This is a genomic window from Streptococcus hillyeri, from assembly GCF_041081565.1.
In the GTDB taxonomy this organism is placed as follows: Bacteria; Bacillota; Bacilli; order Lactobacillales; family Streptococcaceae; genus Streptococcus; species Streptococcus hillyeri.
In genome coordinates, this window is record NZ_CP163513.1 from 1088812 (window position 1) to 1108631 (window position 19820).

The following is a 19820-nucleotide window of genomic DNA, read 5'->3' on the forward strand; positions in this document are numbered from 1 at the left end:
AAGTAAGTAACCGTTTTTTTATTGTGTTACCGTCTCAACGTTTCTAAGACTATTATATAATAAGCTGACTGTTAGTAGTTGATTTTTTTGTGTTTTTTTGCAACGCTTTCATCACGGTTATTAAAGTCCTTTAGTCCCTATTTTTAATTTTGAAAATGGTTTCTACAAATAAGACTATTACATAATAGAACAAGAGGTTATATAGTAGAAAATGAAAATATTTCTTCTGCTTGTCAAACATAATGCTCATAGCTGTGTTTTTTTTGTGTCTTTTATGAAAAAACATCTTTATATTTCAAACGCTTTCAATTATACTTATGTCATAAGGTCTAGCACACCTTCATATTTTATTCAAGTTCAATAGACCATATTGAATTTACAAAATTAACTAAAGGGGAGAATAACATATGTTATTGACTGTTTTGGCTTATGCTATGATTATCGTCTTCATGTATGTCGTGATGACGAAGAAAATGTCGCCATTTACGTCACTTGTATTAGTACCGCTTGTATTTGCAGCTGTGCTTATTATTACAGGTTCCGCAGACTTGGCTTCTGATGCTAAATTTGTTAGCTTCGTTGGTGAAGAAGGAAGTGTCAATGGTTTAACTGCCATTGGTGACATGGTACTCTAGGGGGTAAATACAACTGCAAAAACTGGTATCATGTTGCTTTTTGCCATCCTTTACTTCTCAATAGCGCGCGCTATGTCAGTTCTTGGTGTAGGTGCTGAAATTCTTGGTTACCTTGCTCCTGGTATGATCCTATCACTCCTCTATGTAACCCTTTGGGTAGCTCCTAGCATGGGACGTAAAGAACGTGCTCGTCTCGGTGTTGTGGAATTTACAGAAGCAGAATTGAAAGAATTAACTGATATTACTGATCCTGACACTCTTGCCATTCGTCGTCCTAAGAATTTCGTCTTCAATGCTATTTTGACCATCGTCCTTATCGGTTGGTTAGTTGCTGGTTCATTTATCGAAACCATTGAACTTGCACCACTTCTTCTCTTTGCGGTTGGTACAGTTATCGCTCTTATGGTTAACTACCCTGTTCTTAAAGACCAATCTAAACGTATCGGTGATAATGCTGGTGATGCTGTTCAAGTTGTTATCTTGGTATTTGCGGCTGGTATCTTTATGGGTCTTTTCCAAGGATCAGGTATGGCGACTGCTCTTGCTAACAGCTTTGCAACAATCATTCCTAAACAATTGGCTGGTTTCTGGGGACTTATTATTGCTCTTGTTTCTGCACCAGGTACCTTCTTCATCTCAAATGATGGTTTCTACTATGGTATCCTTCCTGTTATGGCAGAAGCTGGTGCTTCTTACGGTTTCACACCTGAAGCTATGGCTCTTGCATCACTTATGGGACAAGCGTTCCACTTGCTCAGCCCACTTGTAGCCTTCATTTACCTTCTCCTTCGCTTGACAGGACTTGATATGGGTGAATGGCAAAAAGAATCAGCTAAGTATGCTGCTGTAATCTTTATCATCTTTGTTGTAACAATCATTGCAACTGGACACATGCCATTGTATATACCACAGTAAGACTAATAAACTTGAATAATAAAAAATATGAAGTGACCTCTCAGAAAAAATGCTGAGAGGTTTGTTGTGGTTTCGTTAAAAAATGCTAACAACTTCTATCAAAATTAGGTATAATATTAGTGATACTTGAAAGGAAAATGTGAATTATGAATCCAATCATTGAAGCGGTTAAGGCTAACCTTGATCTTTCAAAAAATATTCCCCTTAAACAGGCCTTCTATGAGGCGCTTAGAAAGACCATTATTTTAAGTCAAATTCCAGCAGGAAGCCGTATAAATGAAAAAGAATTTTCAACAGAACTCAATATTAGTCGTACTCCGATTCGTCATGCCATCAGCTTGTTAATTGAGGAAAAATTAGTCGAACACACTCCTAAAAAAGGGATTGTTGCTAAAGGGATCAGCGCCAAAGATGCCGTTGAAATTTTTGACATTCGAAAAGCACTGGATACTCTTGCGACAACAAAAGCCATGTATAAAATGACTGAAGCTGACTTTGAAGAAATGAGAGCTGTTTTGACGGAGTGTGAAGGCATGATTTCCGATGACAAAAATATTGACAAAATCTTAGCTAACTTTAATCAATTCAATAATCTTATTTATGAGAAAAGCCAGAATGCTACGCCTACGTGAAATCGTGACAGAATTGCAGACTTACTTGGTTTATTTCCGTGAAATTTCGATTTCTTCCCTAGAACGTCGCACCAAGGCTTTAGAAGAACACTGGATTATCTATCGTGGCATGAAAAATCAAGACATTGAGCAAGTAACATTGATTACCCATGAGCATCTCAATCGTTCATTAGATTTTATTCTCAAGGAAATGGAAGCTATTTCTCATGCCTGATACACCATTTCAGTATTTTAGCAACTTAGCCACCAAGGCCCTCTTATACGAGGTTTCTCTAAGTCCTAAACCTGGTCTCGTTGACCGATTTGATGATGGGGCTCATAGGGATATGACCTTTTCAACCTTTATTGATAGCACGATGGCTTTGGCGCCGTTCTTTGAAAAATATATCAGCTTAGGCTATCAAATGGCTGATGAGCCACCACTTGCCCTCTTTAATGCTTTACGGGATTTAGGGATAAAGGCAGAGCAGGCGATGTTTGAAGCAACAGGTGGGATTAACACCCACAAAGGAGTCAATTTTTCTCTAGCAGTTCTCCTCGGAGCAACAGGTGCTTATTTGAAAAAACATCTTAAACTCTTAAAAAATCCAAAACGTTTTTCCGAAGATGACACTAAAGTGATTTGTCAAATCAGTTCGTCTCTTTGTTGCCATCTCATTGAAACGGATTTAAGCCATTTGAGCGAGAAAAAAGAATTAACCTACGGTGAAAAACTGTATCTCGATTACGGTATCAAGGGACCACGCGGCGAAGCAAGTGAGGGCTTTCCAACGCTAACTGAAAAAGCTCTGCCATTTTTCCGAAAAAAACTAGAACGAAGTGATAAGGAATTAGCGCAACTCCAACTGCTTCTTTATCTCATGACCTTTGTGGAAGATGGCAACATCATCCATCGTGGGGGGATTGAAGCTTGGCGGCAAGTCAAAGTAGAGTGTCAAAAAATGTACGGAGCCTATCTGACAAAATCTGAATTAGTACACCAACTAAGTATATACAATGATATTTTGATTTCGCGTAATTTAAGTCCCGGTGGAACAGCTGATTTATTAGCTTTAACTTTTTATTTTGCTATGTTAGAAGGCATTCTTTGAATAAAAAAATCCCTCCAGAGTAGCATTCTGGAGGGATTTTTAAGATTAAATATTCAGACTCCTAAGATCTTTAATAATCGTTCATTTTACTTTGTTTAACTATAGTTGTTTGATACAACATAAGTCAGAAAATATTATGATATTACATGTTCCTGATTCGTTGGCGTCCTAATTTTATTTCATTCTACTATAAATCAAAAATGATAAATAGTAGAATTGAGGTTATCATTTTATTTTTTAGCTCTTCATTATCATAAATAGTAATAAATAAAGTTGAGATATCATTATAACAATCAAAATAGCATCTAAGGAATCAAAGTTTTTTCTCAAAAGAAGCATAGAAACACAAAACATGATTATTATAAAACATTGGGCTATACTTATTATTTTTAACATATTATCCCTTACCTGTAACTAAAGCATAGTATCTATTTTCAAATCCGAGCATAACTGTCGCACCTAGTGCACCAAATGCTACTATCATTGCTCCTCATGAATACTAAACGATTTCATTCATAGAATTCCAATCAATTAATCGGCTTTCCCAACATCAAGACCAGAATTGTTATTGGTTGCTCTCTCAAAATAACCTCTTTTCTTTCTGTTCTTTTTATATGGAAATAATATCATATAAAAATGAAAGCATCAACAATTTTATGTATTTCATTATATATTTTTTTATATTATAGTTTTTAGAGAATGTCAATTTTGTTTGAAAGAGTAAAATATAAAAGGAAAAACAATCATTTTTATCGCTTGATGAAGAGTCTTATCTTACTTGGATTCATGCGATCATTTTATTCTATTCCCATGATGAAAAGGATAAGGCTATCTCTTTACTGGAAAAAACAATATCCTTAGTGAGTGAAAAACATTCTGTTTATCTAAAAATTCTTAATACTCTAGCTAACTTTTATTCCCTAGTTGGTCGAGATGAAGACTATGAAAGAAACTATCAAAGACTCATTGAACTATATAGCGAGAAAGGCTTTGACTCTCAAGAATTTCTTTTTGGCTATATCAGAACAAGGTATAATTACGCTCATCATTTACTTGCCAAAGACAAGGCATTAGAAGCTATACAAATTGCAATGGAAACCATTGAAGTCTGTAAAGAGTATCAGACGAGTTACCAATTAGCTCCTCTGTTAATTATAGTTGGCAATGGTAGTAAAGAATTTTTAGATAGCGATAAAGTAATGGAGTATTACTCAGAAGCGCGTGATTTATCTAAAATCTATGGTAATAAATTGATGTCTCTTCAAATTGAAAAATATATGAATGATTTATTAAAGTAAAACTTTAAAATACTTTTTATCTAAAAATTATTCTTAAAAGACTGAAAACTCCAGATTGAACCTCTGGAGTTTTGGCTATCTTAAAAGAATGTCAGCAGAGCTTTTACTAAAAGTGGCATGATAACGACTGTGTAGAGAATGCGACTAATTTGAATGCCTGCGATCTTAGGCATGTCACCACCTAGGTCTCCTGCCATCAAGGTTAAATCTGTTGCTCCTGCTGGTGATGAGGCAAATAGGGCTGACTGTAAATCGAGGATACCAGTACGCGCCATCCAGAATCCGAATGCGACATTGATGAGTAAATAGCTGGCTAACAAAAGGATGACAGGTACAATCAGGTGCAACATTTGTCTCAAACTGTCTTGAGTAAAGCTGGTTCCGATAATAGAGCCTGCAAAAATTTGTGCGGTGTAACGTATGCCACTTGTTAACTGAACGGTATTGAACTTTATTTTCAGAGTGGAAGAAAAAATGAGTGCAAAAATCAAGGCACCAACAGGGATGTCTAGCCATAAGCCAATAAAACCACCGATGGTCGCTACTGCTAAAATGAACAGATTGTTCATCCATTGCTGCTTAGCAGGTAATTTAAGGCTGGCTTTTTTGAGGCTACTTTTAGGTGTTTCAGAGGTTTTGGGAATGCCTGCGAAGCGTTTGACCCAAAAAGAAATCCAAAGGGGTAAAATAAGTAAAATTCCCATCAGTCGAGCGGTTTGTATCGTTGCAACAATATCAGACTGGGCTCCCATATCGACTGCCATTAGAGATACATCCATGATACCACCAGGTAAGCAACTTAAAAAGGCAGTGACTGGGGTCATGTCGAAGAAAGTCATAAAAATAATCCCCATGATGACCATGTTAATAGTGAAAATCCCCATCAAAATAGCAATGACTTTACCCAATTTAGGGAGGTTAGACAAATCTTCTTTTTTGATATTTTGACCAATATAGGCACCGCTCACAATCTGAGCAAAAATTTTCATAGCCTTGGTCGTTTCCATACTACCTGTGGCGATTGAAACGATGGCTACAGCAATCATGCTCCCAATCATAAATGGAGCAGGGAACTTCAATTTTTTAGCCACAAAGCCGCCCAAAGTTCCTACTAAAACAGTTATCAGAAGCGCCTGCATGTTTCTCTCCTTGGTTAAAAGTCAATGTTATTATAGCACACTTTCAAGATAAATAGCGGAGCTTTTTAGCCTAAAAACCAGCGAAAAGACATGAGAAACGCTCGAAAATTGATATAATAGTTTAAAAAGGAGAAAGGTGAGTTATGTCTGAGTACACCGTTTCAAAAATTTTCCCATTTGATAAAAAAGCGCACCTAAAAATTGACACTCTACTTCATGAAGAAGGGATCCGTCGCGATGCGCATCTTGACTATACGTGTGCTATTTATGACGGCGACCGAGTGATTGCTACGGGTTCTACTTTTGGCAATACGCTACGTTGCCTTGCGGTTTCAAAAGATTATCAGGGTGAGGGCTTGATGAATCTCCTTATCAGCCATTTGGTTGATTATCAATTTGAGCAAGGAAATACGCATCTTTTTCTCTACACTAAGACCTGCACAGCTAGATTTTTTGCTGATTTAGGTTTTAATGAAATTGCACGTATTGATAGGCTTATCAGCTTTATGGAAAATAAAAAAACTGGATTTCAAGACTATCTCAAGCGGTTGGAACGCTCGCAAAAAAATCCAGCTAAGGTTGCTGCTATCGTCATGAATGCCAATCCGTTTACCCTAGGTCATCAGTATCTCGTTGAAAAAGCATGCGCAGAAAATGACTTAGTTCATCTATTTATGGTAAGTGAGGATGCCAGTTTAGTCCCTTTTAAAATTAGGAAAGATTTGATTAAAAAAGGGACAGCTCATCTGGATAATATCGTTTATCATGACAGTGATGCCTATATCATTAGTCAGTCGACCTTTCCTGCTTATTTCCAAAAGGATGAGACGGCAGTGATTGAAAGTCAAGCAAGACTGGATTTAGCAATTTTTACAAAGATTGCTAAAGAATTAGGCATTACGAGACGTTATGTTGGTGAAGAACCGACAAGCTTGGTCACTAATCTTTATAATCAAGTCATGATTAAAAAACTCCCAGAGCAAGGAATTGACTGCGTCGTGGTCAAGCGTAAAGAATTTTCAGAGAACCAGCCAATCTCTGCTTCGACAACACGACAGGCGATTAAAGATGGGAATTGGGAATTGTTAGAAAAACTCTTGCCGCAAACCAGTTTGGACTACTTTAAGTCTCAAGAAGCACAGCCAATTATTGAAAAGATTAAGCAAGAAGAGAATGTTATCCATTATTAAACCAAAAAGACAGTAAGTGACTAATTAGACTTACTGTCTTTTTTCTTATCTAAAATAGGAAATCATATGTCCGTCAATTAAGGGCTTCATGAGCAACAATAAGATCTTGTACCAATAAGATATGTTCTCCATCTCCGACACAACGAACAAATCCGATTAATTGACCATTATCAAAGGCCCCTAACATCCATAGAGAATGTTCAAAAGCACGCGCTAACTTCTCATCATCAGAAAGGTAACTCGTCCAGTTTGCCTCTTTGTAAAGCCCTTTGACAGTTTCTAATTTATCTACACCGAAAGTCTTAAAGGTAATCATAACTCTCCCCTTCAATGGTTGTTTCTTACTGTCATTCTACCACAAAAAGGAGGAACTGCAAGTATAAACAAAAAAGAAGCCATTACGACTTCTTTATTATTAATCTTAATTAGATAACACCTTGTGCTGACATTGCTTCTGCGACTTTTAGGAATCCTGCGATGTTGGCACCTACAACCAAGTTGCCTGGAGCGTCGAATTCTTCTGCTGCTGCTGCTGCATTTTCATAAATGTCTTTCATGATGTTATAAAGTTTGGCATCCACTTCTTCGAATGACCAAGCAGTACGTCCACTGTTTTGAGCCATTTCAAGAGCTGATACGGCAACACCACCAGCGTTTGCAGCTTTCGCTGGACCAAATGATACGCCTGCCGCGTGGAAGACATCAATCGCTTCAAGGGTTGATGGCATGTTAGCACCTTCTGCAACTGCGATAACACCATTGCGTACCAAAGCGCGTGCGTCAGCGTCATTTAGTTCGTTTTGAGTTGCACATGGGAATGCAAGGTCAGCTTTAACTGTCCAAATATTATTATCAGATGACGATGGTGTGAAATGAGCGTTTGGATGGTGTTCAATGTATTGAACGATACGAGCACGCTCTACTTCTTTAAGTTGTTTCAATGTTTCAACGTTAATACCATTTTCATCGTAAATGTAACCAGATGAGTCAGAACAAGCTACTACTTTAGCGCCGAGCTCATGCAATTTTTGGATTGCGTAGATAGCCACGTTACCAGAACCTGAGACGATGGCTGTTTTACCAGCAAAGTCTTCGCCACGCGCTTTAAGCATTTGTTCAGCAAAGTAAACCACTCCGTAACCAGTTGCTTCTGTACGAGCCAATGACCCACCGTAAGTTAACCCTTTACCAGTCAAGACCCCATTTTCGTAACCGTTGAGGCGTTTGTATTGACCAAACATGTAACCAATTTCACGTCCACCAACACCGATATCTCCAGCAGGAACGTCCACATCTGGACCAATGTATTTTTGAAGTTCAGTCATGAAGCTTTGTGTAAAGCGCATCACTTCAAGGTCTGATTTTCCTTTAGGATCAAAGTTTGAACCACCTTTACCACCGCCGATTGGTTGACCAGTCAATGAGTTCTTAAAAATTTGCTCGAAACCAAGGAATTTAATGATGGATTGGTTTACAGATGGGTGGAAACGAAGTCCGCCTTTGTAAGGTCCGATTGCTGATGAGAACTGCACACGGAAACCGCGGTTAACTTGAACTTGACCTTTGTCATCAACCCATGGCACACGGAAAGAAACGATGCGCTCTGGTTCAACTAATCGTTCCAAGATGTTTTCGTCGATATATTTAGGGTATTTATCAAAAACTGGCACCAATGAATCAAAGACTTCTTCAACAGCTTGTAGGAATTCAGCTTCATGTCCATTTTGTGCTTTTACTTTTTCAAAAACGCTAGCAACGTATTCTTGACCTCTTGTCATAATTTGCCTCCATTATCTAAATAATACGAAATCTCACGCTTTTCAAAGCCTATTGCCTCACGTTTTATAGCAATAAACGAGGTGAGAAAAAATAACTACAGTAAATAGTATAAATTTTCAGAATATTTTTGTCAAGTATTTTTGAAAATTTAGCGGAAAAAATCAAAAAGTATGTCAGATTTTCTGACATACCTATGCAAATTATAGACGGATTACTTCGACTTTGTAACCATCTGGATCGGTAATGAAGTAATACTGAACATCTTTACCTGGTAATCCTTTAAGCTCTGTGACGTCGTAGCCAGCAGCTTTGTGGGCTGCATGTGACGCTTCAAGGTCTTCGACACCAACAGCCAAGTGACCATAACCGTTGCCAAGATCATAACCTGGGTGGTCATAGTTGTAAGTCAATTCAAGCTCAAATTCTTCACCTTCTGTTTGCATGTAAACGATGGTAAACTTGTGTTCTGGGAAATCCATGCGACGTGCTTCAAAGAATGGGAAAGCTGTCGAATAGAATTTTAGGGACTCTTCAAGATTTTTAACACGGATACAAGTGTGTAATAATTTCATATTGTTCTCCTTTTTTATGATACCATTATTGTAAATGATTGCCATTTTTTTGACAAGTTTTTAGCATTCACTTATAATGGAGAAAACTTATCAAGGAGTTCGTATGAAAACACTTCCCTTATTACTTGGTGGTATTAGTCTTATGTTAGGACTTTACCTGTTTAACCATCCATTTGCGGCTGTTGGCACAATCGCTTCGGTGATTGCCTTTGTTATTTTTGTAACTGGGCTTAATCAGTTGCGGCTTTATTTTTATTTACCAGAAATGCATCGTTCGCTTCGTTTACTCGTAAAAGCTAGCCTTTCTACACTTGTTGGATTTTTATTGATGACCAGCTCTGCCTTTTTCCGAAGCAGCTTGGTACTTTCTATTGTCGCCTTTTGGCTTTTGGTGATTGGTATCTCACGATTGCTTGTGCAACCTGCCTTTCCTCAGTCTCCTGTTAAGAAACAGCACACTTGGGGTATTCTTGCTGTCGGCTTGCTACTCTTTATAGCGCCAGTGTTTTCAGCGGTTTTTATCGGTAAATTCTTTTCTTTGATTTTTATCATGATTGGTGTTTCGACCATGTTATTGGGTAAACGATTCTAAGTGATAAGAATTATATCATCATGTTCTCGCCAAAGTATCTTTTGTGGCGAGAATTTTTGTTGTTATTGGATTAAACGGTCGATTTCCTTTGCCAAGAGTAGGCTACTAGGAGTACTGTTAACCTCTTTAGCATATTCTGGTAAATTAGGCCAATTAGCTGTAATCAGATTTTGGAAAGCATCTAAGACTGTTTTTAGCTTCCTATTTTTAACGTATATTCCTACTTGGAAATAATCAGCTCGCTTGGCAAAGTCATATTGGTCGAAATCCATTGGGATAATGAGTGAGGGGATGGCGTTAGCAATAGCTTTATAAAAAATACCTGCTGCCCCATGGTGAACCACATAGTCTATATTGGGCAGATAAGTGTCGTAAGGGATAAAAGAGCACGTATAGAGGTTTCCGTCAAGGATGGGCTTTTTCCCGACGGTTCCTTCTGTAAAAATAACTAAGAAATTTGGGTACTGTGTTGCAATAGCCTTTGCCATATTTCGAAAATAGTCTTTGGACCATTTAACAAGAGTCCCTGAGGTCACTAAAATGACTTTCTTATAATCTGAAAAAGTTACTATATTTCCAATGGAATGGTAAGTATGCTCAGGTATTATTAAGGGGTAGCCAATAAATTTGAGATGTTTTGGTAAATCAGTTCGAAATTCTAGTGACTTTATCCCATAGGCTACAATGGATTCTTTGGAATAAAAATATTCTAAGAGGGGCTGTTTTTGATTCACATGCCAAAGGTGAAAATCTTTAGGCAAATACGGTTTGCATCCCAAAAATATGAGGTCTTTGCCCCATTTTAGACCTTGATTTGCCAGTTTATTAATGACTTTATTTTCAAAATAAGGCATTCTGAGAAAGGTTGGCGTGTCATCGTAACCTTGACTGACAAATGGGATAGGAAAGGCTGAAATGAGAGGGATACCCGTTTTATCTGAAAGGTACTGAGCTGTAAATAGCATCATATCTGCAATAATGAGGTCTGCCTCTATTCGCTCAATCAATTCAAAGGTAATATTTGTCACCATTTTAGCCACTTGCTGAAAGGTTTTAAACGCCGATAATAAGGTTAATTGGCTGCTGGAATAGGCTAATGTGTTGATGTCTTCATCATCATAGTGCATTGATAACGGTTGAAATTGGAATCCCTTGGAAATCACTTCTTGGCGACGACTAGAAGTGGTGTAAATGGTAAAGGTGTAATCCTGTTCTAATGGCGTCAATAAATCCATTAAGGGTAAAAAATGACCTGCCATGGGGATTACAATTACCGCTACTGCTTTCTTGTTCATTGGCATTCCCCAATCATAGTTGCATCAGCAAGATATTTGTTGTCAAACCAGCAGCCGTTCCAACTAAAATGATTTTATCCCCTGTTGCTACTAATCCTTTATCTAGTGCATAGGCAAAGGCAAAGGGAACAGAGGCTGAAACCATGTTACCGTAGTCTGAGACGATATTGATGTATTGATGTTTTTTTACCCCTAACTTCTCCATGACTAAAGGCAGAGCTTTACTAGCTTGGTGCGGAATAAAGAACTGAACATCGCTGGTGTAAAGTTGATTACTAGCTAAGAATTCCTGAACCATTTGAGGAACCTTCTTAACGCTAAGACCTAAAATCCGACGACCTTTCATATCGAACATAAAGTCTTCTTTGGTTTCCTCCGAATAAGTACTTGGGTGTACGGCAGATAGTCCCGCACGAATTTCAGTATCGTGCGCTCCTTCAGACCAGGTGCATTGCTTGGCGTCAATGATGCCGATTTCTTTTTCTGTCTGGTGACCAAAAATAAAAGCTGCTGCGCCATCGCTGAACAATTCAAAACTTTCTTTTTGTTTGGGATTAAGTGCCAATGACCCTACCTCGCTAGACACAATAAGCACATTTTGATAGCGCCCCGCTGAGATGAGGTAAGACATGGTATCTAGAGCGGTGATAAAACTGGTACAGGTGGTATTGATATCCATAGCTGGAATGGCTGTACCTTTGGCAATTTTCTCATGAATCAAAGCTGCTGTGCAAGGAATCAGCTGAACATCAACGGCACTAGCTGAGACGATACAGTCAATATCAGAGATTGTTAGATTAGCCCTTGTGAGGGCTTTTTCAATCGCTTCAACGGCTAAACTTAATTGATTTTCGGCACCAGAAATACGATAACGGGTCTGGTCACCAAAGTGAATTGTCTTTTGGGGTAAAGCTGTTCCGTAACCTTTAATCATTAATTTTCTCATAGTAATCTCCTAAATGTTGTTCCGAGATTGGCATTTTTTGACAAATACGCTTTAATTTTTGATCCTTTTGCAATTGGTAAGGCGTAAAGGTAAGGGTGACTGGCTTGATGTGGTAGGTTTTGAAAAGGTTTTGAAATTCAGAGATAATCTCTGCTTGCTGCTTTTCGGTAAGCTCATTAGTCGCAATTTCAAGGACTTGTTTTGACAGTTGAGAAACCTGATATTCTCTGACGCCATCAATAAATAGTAGGCAACGTCTGATAAAGTCTGGATAAATGCTGATTGTCTCATCTTGCTCGGTTTCAAAGTAAAAAATATCATCCGAACGCCCCTCGATTTTTTCAATAACTTGTAACACAGAACCACAAGGACATTCTTCCTGACTATCCACTAGAATATCATTGAGACGGTAGCGTAAAAAAGGCTGAGATTTGCGTTTGAAATCCGTAATAATGGGATAAAACCGCTTGTCGTCAATGTATTCTTTCTCAAAACGGATGCCATCTTCATTCAGGTGAATTCTCCCCTGATCACAAGTATAGCCCAAAAATCCTTCTGTCGCTTGGTAAATCTGATGAATGATATCCTGCTTAAAAACAGAAGCAATATAATCGCGGTCTTTAACTTCTAATACTTCAGCAACTGAAATGATTTTTTGAGGAGCAATGGTCAAGTCACCAGTTTCTTGAAAGCTCGCTAGTTGGCATAAAACAGAGGCTGGAGCCACCAAAATACTGGGTTGTAACTGATTTAAGCTATCTAGGTGTGATGTTATTGCTTGGCTCATGTCATAATAATGAAGAGTTAAAAAGGGAGAATTGACTTGCTCGTACAGGTTATTGTTAGCCCTTAAAAAGAAGGCGAGCTGATGACCTAGAAGAGGTTTTCGAGGGAGAAGTTTGGCTAAAATTGTTCCCGCCCAAGTCGCCTGTTCTTCTGGACTAGTCAGAAAAATCCCTCGATGACCAGATGTGCCAGAGGAAAGTCCGACAGAAATGGAATTAATAGTTGGTGAAAAGTGACGACTTCGTTCACTGTCAATTGCCAGATTAAACGCGTCAGCCTTTTTAATCCCAACAGTATTTAAAGCATCAAAATGAGCCATCATAAAGGATTTATCCATTGAGACTTGAGTGAGATCAATCCCCTGTTTAAAAAATGGCGAAAAGCGTTCAACATAGGTAAGGTGTTTTTTAATGTATCGCTCTTGGTAAGCTAAAAGAGCTTCTCTCGTCTGAAAGCGCCTGTATCTAGTCGTCATAAAGGCTGATAGATAGGCTAACCATTTCATCTTAATACCCTCTCAATTCTCTCTTTTTGGTCATGACTGACGATAATCTTAATACCATCTTGTTGTAGGTGTTCTAAAACTTGGATACTCCTTTGGTATTGTTTGATGTTATTTTGGAGCAATCGTGGGATTAGTCGCATTCTCTTTGTCAGCGGAATTAAAGGAACGCCCCAGGCAACATCTGCTGCTAAAAAGAGGCGTTTTTCTGGAAAGAAAAGACAACATTGCCCATCTGAATGACCGGATAATTCTGTCATTAGGATACTTTGGTCTCCGAAGAAATCATAGCTTGGAAGATGGGGGAAATCCCTGTTATCCTGATAAGTTTCAATCGTTATCACACGCTTTTCAAAATCAAGTGGCAAAAACTCCTTAAAAATCAGAGAACTAAAGCGATTAGCACGGTATTCTTGCAAACAGGTCTTTGTTAAAATAATGTTAGCTTTTGGAAATGCTTTAACTTGACCGATATGGTCTGGGTGTAAATGAGATAAGATGAGGTAGCGGATAGCGTCAGGACTAATTCCTCTCTTTTTGAGTTGTTCACTAATGCTATCAGCTGGGGTCATCACGATAGGATTTGGGAGACGATACAGAGCATATTTCCATGTTTTAGCCATGATTTCTGGCGCGTAGCCTGTGTCATATAGGATGTAGCCATGTTCACGGTGTTTAATGAGAAAGACACCAGCTGGAAAATGTAAGCTTCCCTTTGGAACTCCCTTAAATAGGTTTTTCTTATTATTAATACAATAACCACAGGCAAAGTACTCAATGCTTTCGATGGTAGTCGACATATTTTTGCACTCCTTCTTCAATGGTTAATTTTGGGTGATATCCCAGTTCACGTTTGATTTTAGCGATAGATAAGGTCTGACTATAAGTCAGTAAATAGAAGGTATATCGTGTTAGCGGCGGCTCTTTTTTAAAACGGCATTTAAGAAAAATACTTTCGATAAGTGAGACGAGAACTTCTAATGGTTTTGCTGGAAGTTTGCGATAATGAGGACGATTTCCAGAGGCTTTAAAGAATAAATCTAGCAAGTCTTTAAATGGCATGGGTTCGTCGTTGGTCAGATTATAAATTTGCCCGAGCGCCTTATCGTGTTCAAGACATAGTCGGATAGCGTAAGCAACGTTCTCAACACAGGTCATATCAACTAATTGCTGCCCGCCATTGAGAAGTGGGATACCTATGGTATCATTGGTCCGTAACAGTCTTGGTACAATGCTGACGTCTCCGACGCCAAATAACCCACGAGGGCGTAAGATGACATATGGCACAGTAGATTGGGTTACGAGATGTTCGGCCATTAGCTTACTTTTGATGTAGTAGTTGAGATTGTTTTCAAGAGGCGCTCCGTCTTCTGTCACGTTAAACTGATGGCTAGCTTTGGCATAGATACTGGGAGATGAGATGTGAACAAGGCGTTTAATCTCAAACTCATCGCAAACTGTTAGAATGTTTTGCGTTCCAAGAACATTGCTCTCATAAAACTGTTGCCATGGTCCCCAAACATCAGATAGGGCACCCGCATGCACAATCATCTCAACACCTTGCGCTGCTTTTCGGACATTTTCAAGATTTGCTAAGTCCCCTTTCACAAAGGTCACCTGAGGGCTTACCAGAGAACGACCGATAGTCTCGTTGCGACCAAATGCAACAAGCTGATATCCTGCACTCACTAATTCTTCAATGATATATTTTCCTAAAAAACCTGTCGCTCCAGTAACCAAGACTTTCATTCAATCACCACCTTATACAATGTTGTTAACGTTTAAATTGAGCATGTTTTTATAAAATTCTCCCACAACTCACTACTTGTTCAGAGTGCTATTAATCAAGGGAAATTTGCATGTGCATAATGAAATCGCTCCCTTTATTTGTAACATTATAACACGATATTTTCTTTTTTGGAAAATTAAACATGATACTCAGGCAAGAAAAAACCAAGCAAGAAAATGCTTGGCTTTAATTTATAGCATATAAAAAACGATGGCAATGTATTGTAATGCAGAAGCTAGTAAGATAAAAAGGTGCCAAATCATGTGAAAATATGGCTTTTTCTTGGCATAAAAGAAAGCTCCTACGGTATAAGATAAACCACCAGATAACATGAGGCTCCAAAAAACAGGGCCTGTTTGTCTGAGGATTGCTGGTAGGATAAAGACAGCAAGCCATCCCATGATGAGATATAAGGTCAGACTGAATTTTTCGTTGATTGATTTCGCAAAAATCTTATACAAAATCCCGAAAAGTGTTGTTCCCCATTGAAGGATAATAATAAGATATCCCAACCAGCCATTTAATAGTGAAAGAGCGATGGGGGTATAAGAACCAGCAATGGCAATGTAAATCATGCTGTGGTCAATGATACGCAGGACATATTTGTGCGTTGAACCATATGACATAGAATGGTAAATGGCAGACGATAAGAACATGAGAAATAAACTAATCACAAAAATAGACATTCCTACCGCTGCTCTCATATGGTAAGCATTATAGGCATGCGTTGCGGTGACAGGTAGAAGAAAGAGCATGGCCAAGGCACCAACAGCGTGGGTGACACTATTAGCCACTTCTTCTCCAAATGACAGTTGTTTACTGAGTTTTAGCGTTTTTGCCATAGGTTTCTTCCTCCAGTTTTAGGGTTAATAGCCGAGCGTTATAGTAGAGTTTGAGTGCCTCGCAGGCTGTTGCAATGAGCTCCGGAACCTCTTTTTCACTACCGTTCATATAAGAAGCAAAGTCATCATATAACTCTTGAGATGAATAGCTTTGCTGAAGAAGGTTCAATGCTTGCGCAATCTCTTGAATAGAAAAAACATGCTTTAAAAAGGTGATGGCAATCAAACGCGCAAATTGTTTTTTCTCATATTTCTTTTTGGTGGGTTTGTCCACGTATCCGTGTTTGACATAGTTATTGACCATAGAAGCAGTCAATCCTTTATCGTCAGGATTGGTTTTTATCTGTGCCAAATCGTTAACCATTAATAATACTTGGTCTAAGTAGAGCGCAATGTCTGGAAGCTCACTCCAATATGGAATTTGTTTCATTGATTATCCTATCTAGTTTTTATAACCAGATTATAGCGTTTCTTTAAAATTATAGCAAGAAAAAAGATTAAAAGGCATAAACTTATAAGAAGTTCATACCTTTTAATCCAGTACATTTGAGTGTTATTGACTTACTGTTTGCCATTTTTATTAGAAGCATAATAGCTAGTGGCTAGACCGATGACAATGAAACCTAGTCCTATCCAAATAAAGCTCCATAGGGAAATACTAGACGTCCAAAGGGTCATGCTCAAGGTTCCCAAAGGCATGAGCAAAATGGCTACAGTATAAATGGTTGAAATCACACGCCCCATGTATCTTTTATCGACACGGCTTTGCACTTGACTGAAAAAATGGATGTTAAAGATGGCCATGCTGGCTTCTGATAGCAAATTCCCTGCATAAGAAACGTAAACAGGTAAGCCGATGATCGCTGCAAGCCCGATAATGACAATCCCTAGTCCACTTAAGATTAGAAAGAGGAGCATGGCACTCATATGGTTAGCTACCTGACGTGCTAAAAAGGCTCCAATCAATGCTCCTACAGCTGCCATTGTCAGTAAGGTGGCGTAGGCAGTATCTTGGTGCAATAATCGACCACTGAAAGGCAAGAGATAGGCTAACATAGCAGCAAAAATATTGACCAGAGAGGCGATAATAAGAAGAAAGAAAATATCACGCTTGTTGCGGATATAGGTAAAACCTTCCCAAATATCGCTCAAAATCCCTTTGAAATCAATGTCAGTAGCTCTGCTATTTTCCTCCAAAGCCTCAGGCTGACGAATGAGATAAAGGGCTAGAAAGGACAGCAAGAAGGTTAGGCTATCAATGACAAGAGTCATACGGATCCCGACGAGCTGCAAAATCCAGTAAGCTAGCAAAGGGGCAGAGACCTTAATGATCTGAACGACGGTTTCTAAGTCAGAGTTATAACGCACCAGATCATCTTTGCCAACAACCTCAGGAACATAGGCTTTATAAGAGGGACTAGAAAAGGCTGATGAAATGGCTAGAGCCATGTTTACGCCAATCAGGCCATAAATCATCATGGTCTGACTAGGGAAAAAAGCCACAAGCAAACAGACAAGCGCTCCTATTCCATCCGTCCAGAGAAGAATTTTTCGTCTGGTAAAGCGGTCGGAAATGGCGCCACCAAAAGGATTGAGTAGTATGGAAATGACTAATTCGGCGATGTTGATTTTTTCTAAGGCATAGAAAAATCTGGTCACAGATAAATCTGACTCCCCACGCTCAAAGCGGGATAATTGTGAAACCGATAAATCGTCTCCAGCAACTTGCGAGAGTTTCATGTGCCTGTCTAGACGAAATTCTCTGAAAATGTCTCCGTAATATTTCATCTTACTCTCCCTTTTACGATACTGCCCCTACTCCACCTGCTCGCTCAGGTTTTCCCATTCTTCCATGAGGGTGAATTGTTCTTCTTGGATGGCGTCTAATTCTTTTTGGAGGTCGGCGAGTTGTCCGATATCATTGGTCGCAAGCATGGCTTCATTGATTTCAGATTCTCGTTGTTCAATGGTTTCGAGGCGTTCTTCAATTTCAGCGATGCGTCTTGTGAGTTTGCGGAGTTCTTTTTGGTTGGCTTTTTGGGATTGATAATCGCTAGCGCCAGCTGATGGGGTGTCTGTTTTGACAATGGTTTCTTCTGACGCCAGTCTCGCTAGTTCTTCCTGCTCTGCTTTTTTCTCCAAATAATAATCGTAATCGCCTAGGTAGAGAGTTGAACCTTCTTCTGAAATTTCAAGGACCTTGCTGGCGATACGGTTGATGAAATAGCGGTCGTGGCTGACAAAGAGGAGGGTTCCGTCAAAGTCAATGAGGGCATTTTCCAGAACTTCCTTGCTGTCGATGTCGAGGTGGTTAGTCGGCTCATCAAGAATGAGGAAGTTATTGTTCTGCATGGAGAGTTTTGCCAACAGCAAGCGAGCTTTTTCACCACCTGAAAGCATGCTGACGGCTTTTTTGACATCATCGCCAGAGAAAAGGAAGGCACCTAGACGGTTTCTAATATCCAGTTCTGGTGTAGTTGGAAAATCATTCCAGAGTTCGTCAAGAACGGTATTTGTTGGCGTTAAGGCAGACTGGGTCTGGTCATAATAACCTGTCTCAACATTAGCTCCGTAGACAGCCTCTCCCTTGATAAATGGGAGTTTGCCGATAACTGACTTGATAAAGGTTGTTTTTCCGATACCGTTTGGACCAACGACAGCGATAGCATCCATTTTTTTGACGTCAAGTGAAATCGGCTCAGCTAAAATCTCTCCGTCATAGCCGATGGCTGTATCAGTCACAGTCAAGACGACATTTCCTGAAACCTTGTCCGAATGGAAGGTCATGTTAGCTGATTTTTGACTGGTAGACGGCTTGTCTAAGCGTGTCATTTTTTCAAGCTGTTTGCGTCGGGCTTGGGCACGTTTAGTGGTTGAGGCACGGACGATATTACGCTGAACAAAATCCTCAAGTTTTGCGATTTCTTTGGCTTGTTTTTCGTAATTTTTTTCTTCGGTCGCCAGTTTTTCCGCCTTCAAGTCCATAAAAGTCGAATAGTTACCAACGTACCTGTCCAAACTATGTGGGTTGAGGTCATAGGTGATCGTGGCAACTTTGTCCAAGAAATAACGGTCGTGACTGACGATGATGAGGGCTCCCTGATAATTGACCAGATAATTTTCCAACCATGCAATAGTGTCGATGTCTAAGTGGTTGGTCGGTTCGTCCAGAACGAGTAATTCTGGCTTTTCAAGTAGCATTTTAGCGAGGGCAAGGCGCGTGTTTTGACCACCAGATAGCTCTGAAATGGTCATGTGCCACATGCTCTCATCAAACTTAAAGCCGTTTAAAATCGCTCGGATGTCACTTTCATAGGTAAAACCACCACGCTGACGAAAATCCTCAGATAACTTATCGTAATCTATCATCAGTTTATCAAGGTCTGAACCGACAACCTCTGCCATTTGTTCTTCCATACGACGAAGACGTTTTTCATCTTGCCTAAGGTCGTCAAAAACGTGTAGCATTTCATCATAGATGGTATTTTCTGATACAAAGCGACTGTCTTGGGCAAGGTAAGATAAACTCAAGTCACGTTTGGTATTGATGTCACCAGACGTTGGCGTTTCTTCACCGACTAAGATTTTCAGTAGTGTCGATTTCCCAGCTCCATTTCGTCCAACAAGGGCAATGCGATCACGCTCGTCAACTTGAATGTTAATATTATTAAAGAGAACGTCTCCCGAGAAGGAACGTTCTAACTTGTTTCCACTTAAAATAATCATGCTTTTAGTTTACCAAAAAAGCGAGGAAAAATCATGTGTTATCAAGGAAAAAAGGCATTAAAAAACAAGTCCAGACTAGAGAGTCAGACTT

The 19820-nt window shown here is 39.2% G+C and carries 17 protein-coding genes and 2 pseudogenes; 6 read left to right on the forward strand and 13 right to left on the reverse strand.

The genetic code is table 11. The features are described from left to right. Positions 1–407 precede the first annotated feature (407 nt). From AB6M99_RS05115 to AB6M99_RS05130, 4 genes and pseudogenes are all read left to right on the forward strand, one after another. Positions 408–1550: pseudogene (locus tag AB6M99_RS05115) on the forward strand (citrate transporter). 146 nt (positions 1551–1696) lie between these two features. Beyond that, positions 1697–2396: pseudogene (locus AB6M99_RS05120) on the forward strand (GntR family transcriptional regulator). After that, positions 2389–3273, forward strand: a complete 885-nt coding sequence (citG, locus tag AB6M99_RS05125) for a triphosphoribosyl-dephospho-CoA synthase CitG (RefSeq protein WP_121834509.1) — start codon at positions 2389–2391, stop codon at positions 3271–3273. The pseudogene AB6M99_RS05120 and the gene citG overlap by 8 nt, the downstream one beginning before the upstream one ends. 860 nt (positions 3274–4133) lie before the next feature. Further along, on the forward strand, positions 4134–4571 hold the full coding sequence (locus AB6M99_RS05130) for a transcriptional regulator (protein WP_369351175.1): 438 nt from the start codon (positions 4134–4136) through the stop codon (positions 4569–4571). A gap of 80 nt (positions 4572–4651) precedes the next feature. On the opposite strand, the gene AB6M99_RS05135 is transcribed toward AB6M99_RS05130, so the two are convergent. Then, entirely contained in the window at positions 4652–5710 is a 1059-nt protein-coding gene (locus tag AB6M99_RS05135) for an AbrB family transcriptional regulator (RefSeq protein WP_121834511.1), read from the reverse strand. 143 nt (positions 5711–5853) lie between these two features. Here AB6M99_RS05135 and citC point away from each other — a divergent pair, with 143 nt between their 5' ends. Further along, the gene (gene citC, locus AB6M99_RS05140) at positions 5854–6900 is read left to right on the forward strand and encodes a [citrate (pro-3S)-lyase] ligase (RefSeq protein WP_369351267.1); all 1047 of its coding nucleotides are present in this window, start codon (positions 5854–5856) and stop codon (positions 6898–6900) included. 73 nt (positions 6901–6973) lie between these two features. Here the strand turns inward: citC and AB6M99_RS05145 are convergent, their stop codons facing one another. From AB6M99_RS05145 to AB6M99_RS05155, 3 genes are all read right to left on the reverse strand, one after another. Then, positions 6974–7216 carry a hypothetical protein gene (locus AB6M99_RS05145; protein ID WP_369351176.1) on the reverse strand — a complete coding sequence of 81 codons (243 nt, stop codon included), beginning with the start codon at positions 7214–7216 and terminating at the stop codon, positions 6974–6976. Positions 7217–7325: 109 nt separating this feature from the next. Beyond that, positions 7326–8678, reverse strand: coding sequence for an NADP-specific glutamate dehydrogenase (gene gdhA, locus AB6M99_RS05150; protein WP_369351177.1), 1353 nt, complete (start codon positions 8676–8678; stop codon positions 7326–7328). Between the two features lie 201 nt (positions 8679–8879). Then, on the reverse strand, positions 8880–9251 hold the full coding sequence (locus AB6M99_RS05155) for a VOC family protein (RefSeq protein ID WP_121834515.1): 372 nt from the start codon (positions 9249–9251) through the stop codon (positions 8880–8882). Between the two features lie 103 nt (positions 9252–9354). Here AB6M99_RS05155 and AB6M99_RS05160 point away from each other — a divergent pair, with 103 nt between their 5' ends. Then, entirely contained in the window at positions 9355–9843 is a 489-nt protein-coding gene (locus tag AB6M99_RS05160) for a DUF308 domain-containing protein (RefSeq protein ID WP_183121634.1), read from the forward strand. Between the two features lie 62 nt (positions 9844–9905). Here AB6M99_RS05160 and AB6M99_RS05165 read toward each other — a convergent pair whose 3' ends face one another. The 9 genes from AB6M99_RS05165 to AB6M99_RS05205 all read right to left on the reverse strand — a co-directional run bounded on the left by AB6M99_RS05165 (position 9906) and on the right by AB6M99_RS05205 (position 19729). Next, the gene (locus AB6M99_RS05165) at positions 9906–11138 is read right to left on the reverse strand and encodes a glycosyltransferase (RefSeq protein WP_183121635.1); all 1233 of its coding nucleotides are present in this window, start codon (positions 11136–11138) and stop codon (positions 9906–9908) included. A gap of 13 nt (positions 11139–11151) precedes the next feature. Next, positions 11152–12084 (reverse strand): 3-oxoacyl-[acyl-carrier-protein] synthase III C-terminal domain-containing protein, encoded by a 933-nt coding sequence (locus AB6M99_RS05170; RefSeq protein ID WP_369351179.1) that lies wholly within the window; start codon positions 12082–12084, stop codon positions 11152–11154. Continuing rightward, positions 12065–13375 (reverse strand): F390 synthetase-related protein, encoded by a 1311-nt coding sequence (locus tag AB6M99_RS05175; protein ID WP_121834519.1) that lies wholly within the window; start codon positions 13373–13375, stop codon positions 12065–12067. The genes AB6M99_RS05170 and AB6M99_RS05175 overlap by 20 nt, the downstream gene beginning before the upstream one ends. Then, entirely contained in the window at positions 13372–14172 is an 801-nt protein-coding gene (locus tag AB6M99_RS05180; protein ID WP_121834520.1) for an MBL fold metallo-hydrolase, read from the reverse strand. Before AB6M99_RS05180 ends, AB6M99_RS05175 begins: the two co-directional genes overlap by 4 nt. Next, a complete protein-coding gene (locus AB6M99_RS05185; protein WP_369351180.1) occupies positions 14147–15121 on the reverse strand; it encodes an NAD-dependent epimerase/dehydratase family protein in 975 nt (324 codons plus the stop codon). The genes AB6M99_RS05180 and AB6M99_RS05185 overlap by 26 nt, the downstream gene beginning before the upstream one ends. A 231-nt stretch (positions 15122–15352) precedes the next feature. After that, positions 15353–16003 carry a hemolysin III family protein gene (locus tag AB6M99_RS05190; protein ID WP_121834522.1) on the reverse strand — a complete coding sequence of 217 codons (651 nt, stop codon included), beginning with the start codon at positions 16001–16003 and terminating at the stop codon, positions 15353–15355. Then, positions 15978–16433: a DUF1836 domain-containing protein gene (locus AB6M99_RS05195; protein WP_121834523.1), complete on the reverse strand. Its 456-nt coding sequence runs from the start codon at positions 16431–16433 to the stop codon at positions 15978–15980. The genes AB6M99_RS05190 and AB6M99_RS05195 overlap by 26 nt, the downstream gene beginning before the upstream one ends. Before the next feature lie 131 nt (positions 16434–16564). Then, positions 16565–17791, reverse strand: a complete 1227-nt coding sequence (locus tag AB6M99_RS05200) for an MFS transporter (RefSeq protein WP_369351181.1) — start codon at positions 17789–17791, stop codon at positions 16565–16567. Between the two features lie 27 nt (positions 17792–17818). Further along, entirely contained in the window at positions 17819–19729 is a 1911-nt protein-coding gene (locus tag AB6M99_RS05205) for an ABC-F family ATP-binding cassette domain-containing protein (RefSeq protein ID WP_121834526.1), read from the reverse strand. Positions 19730–19820: the final 91 nt, after the last annotated feature.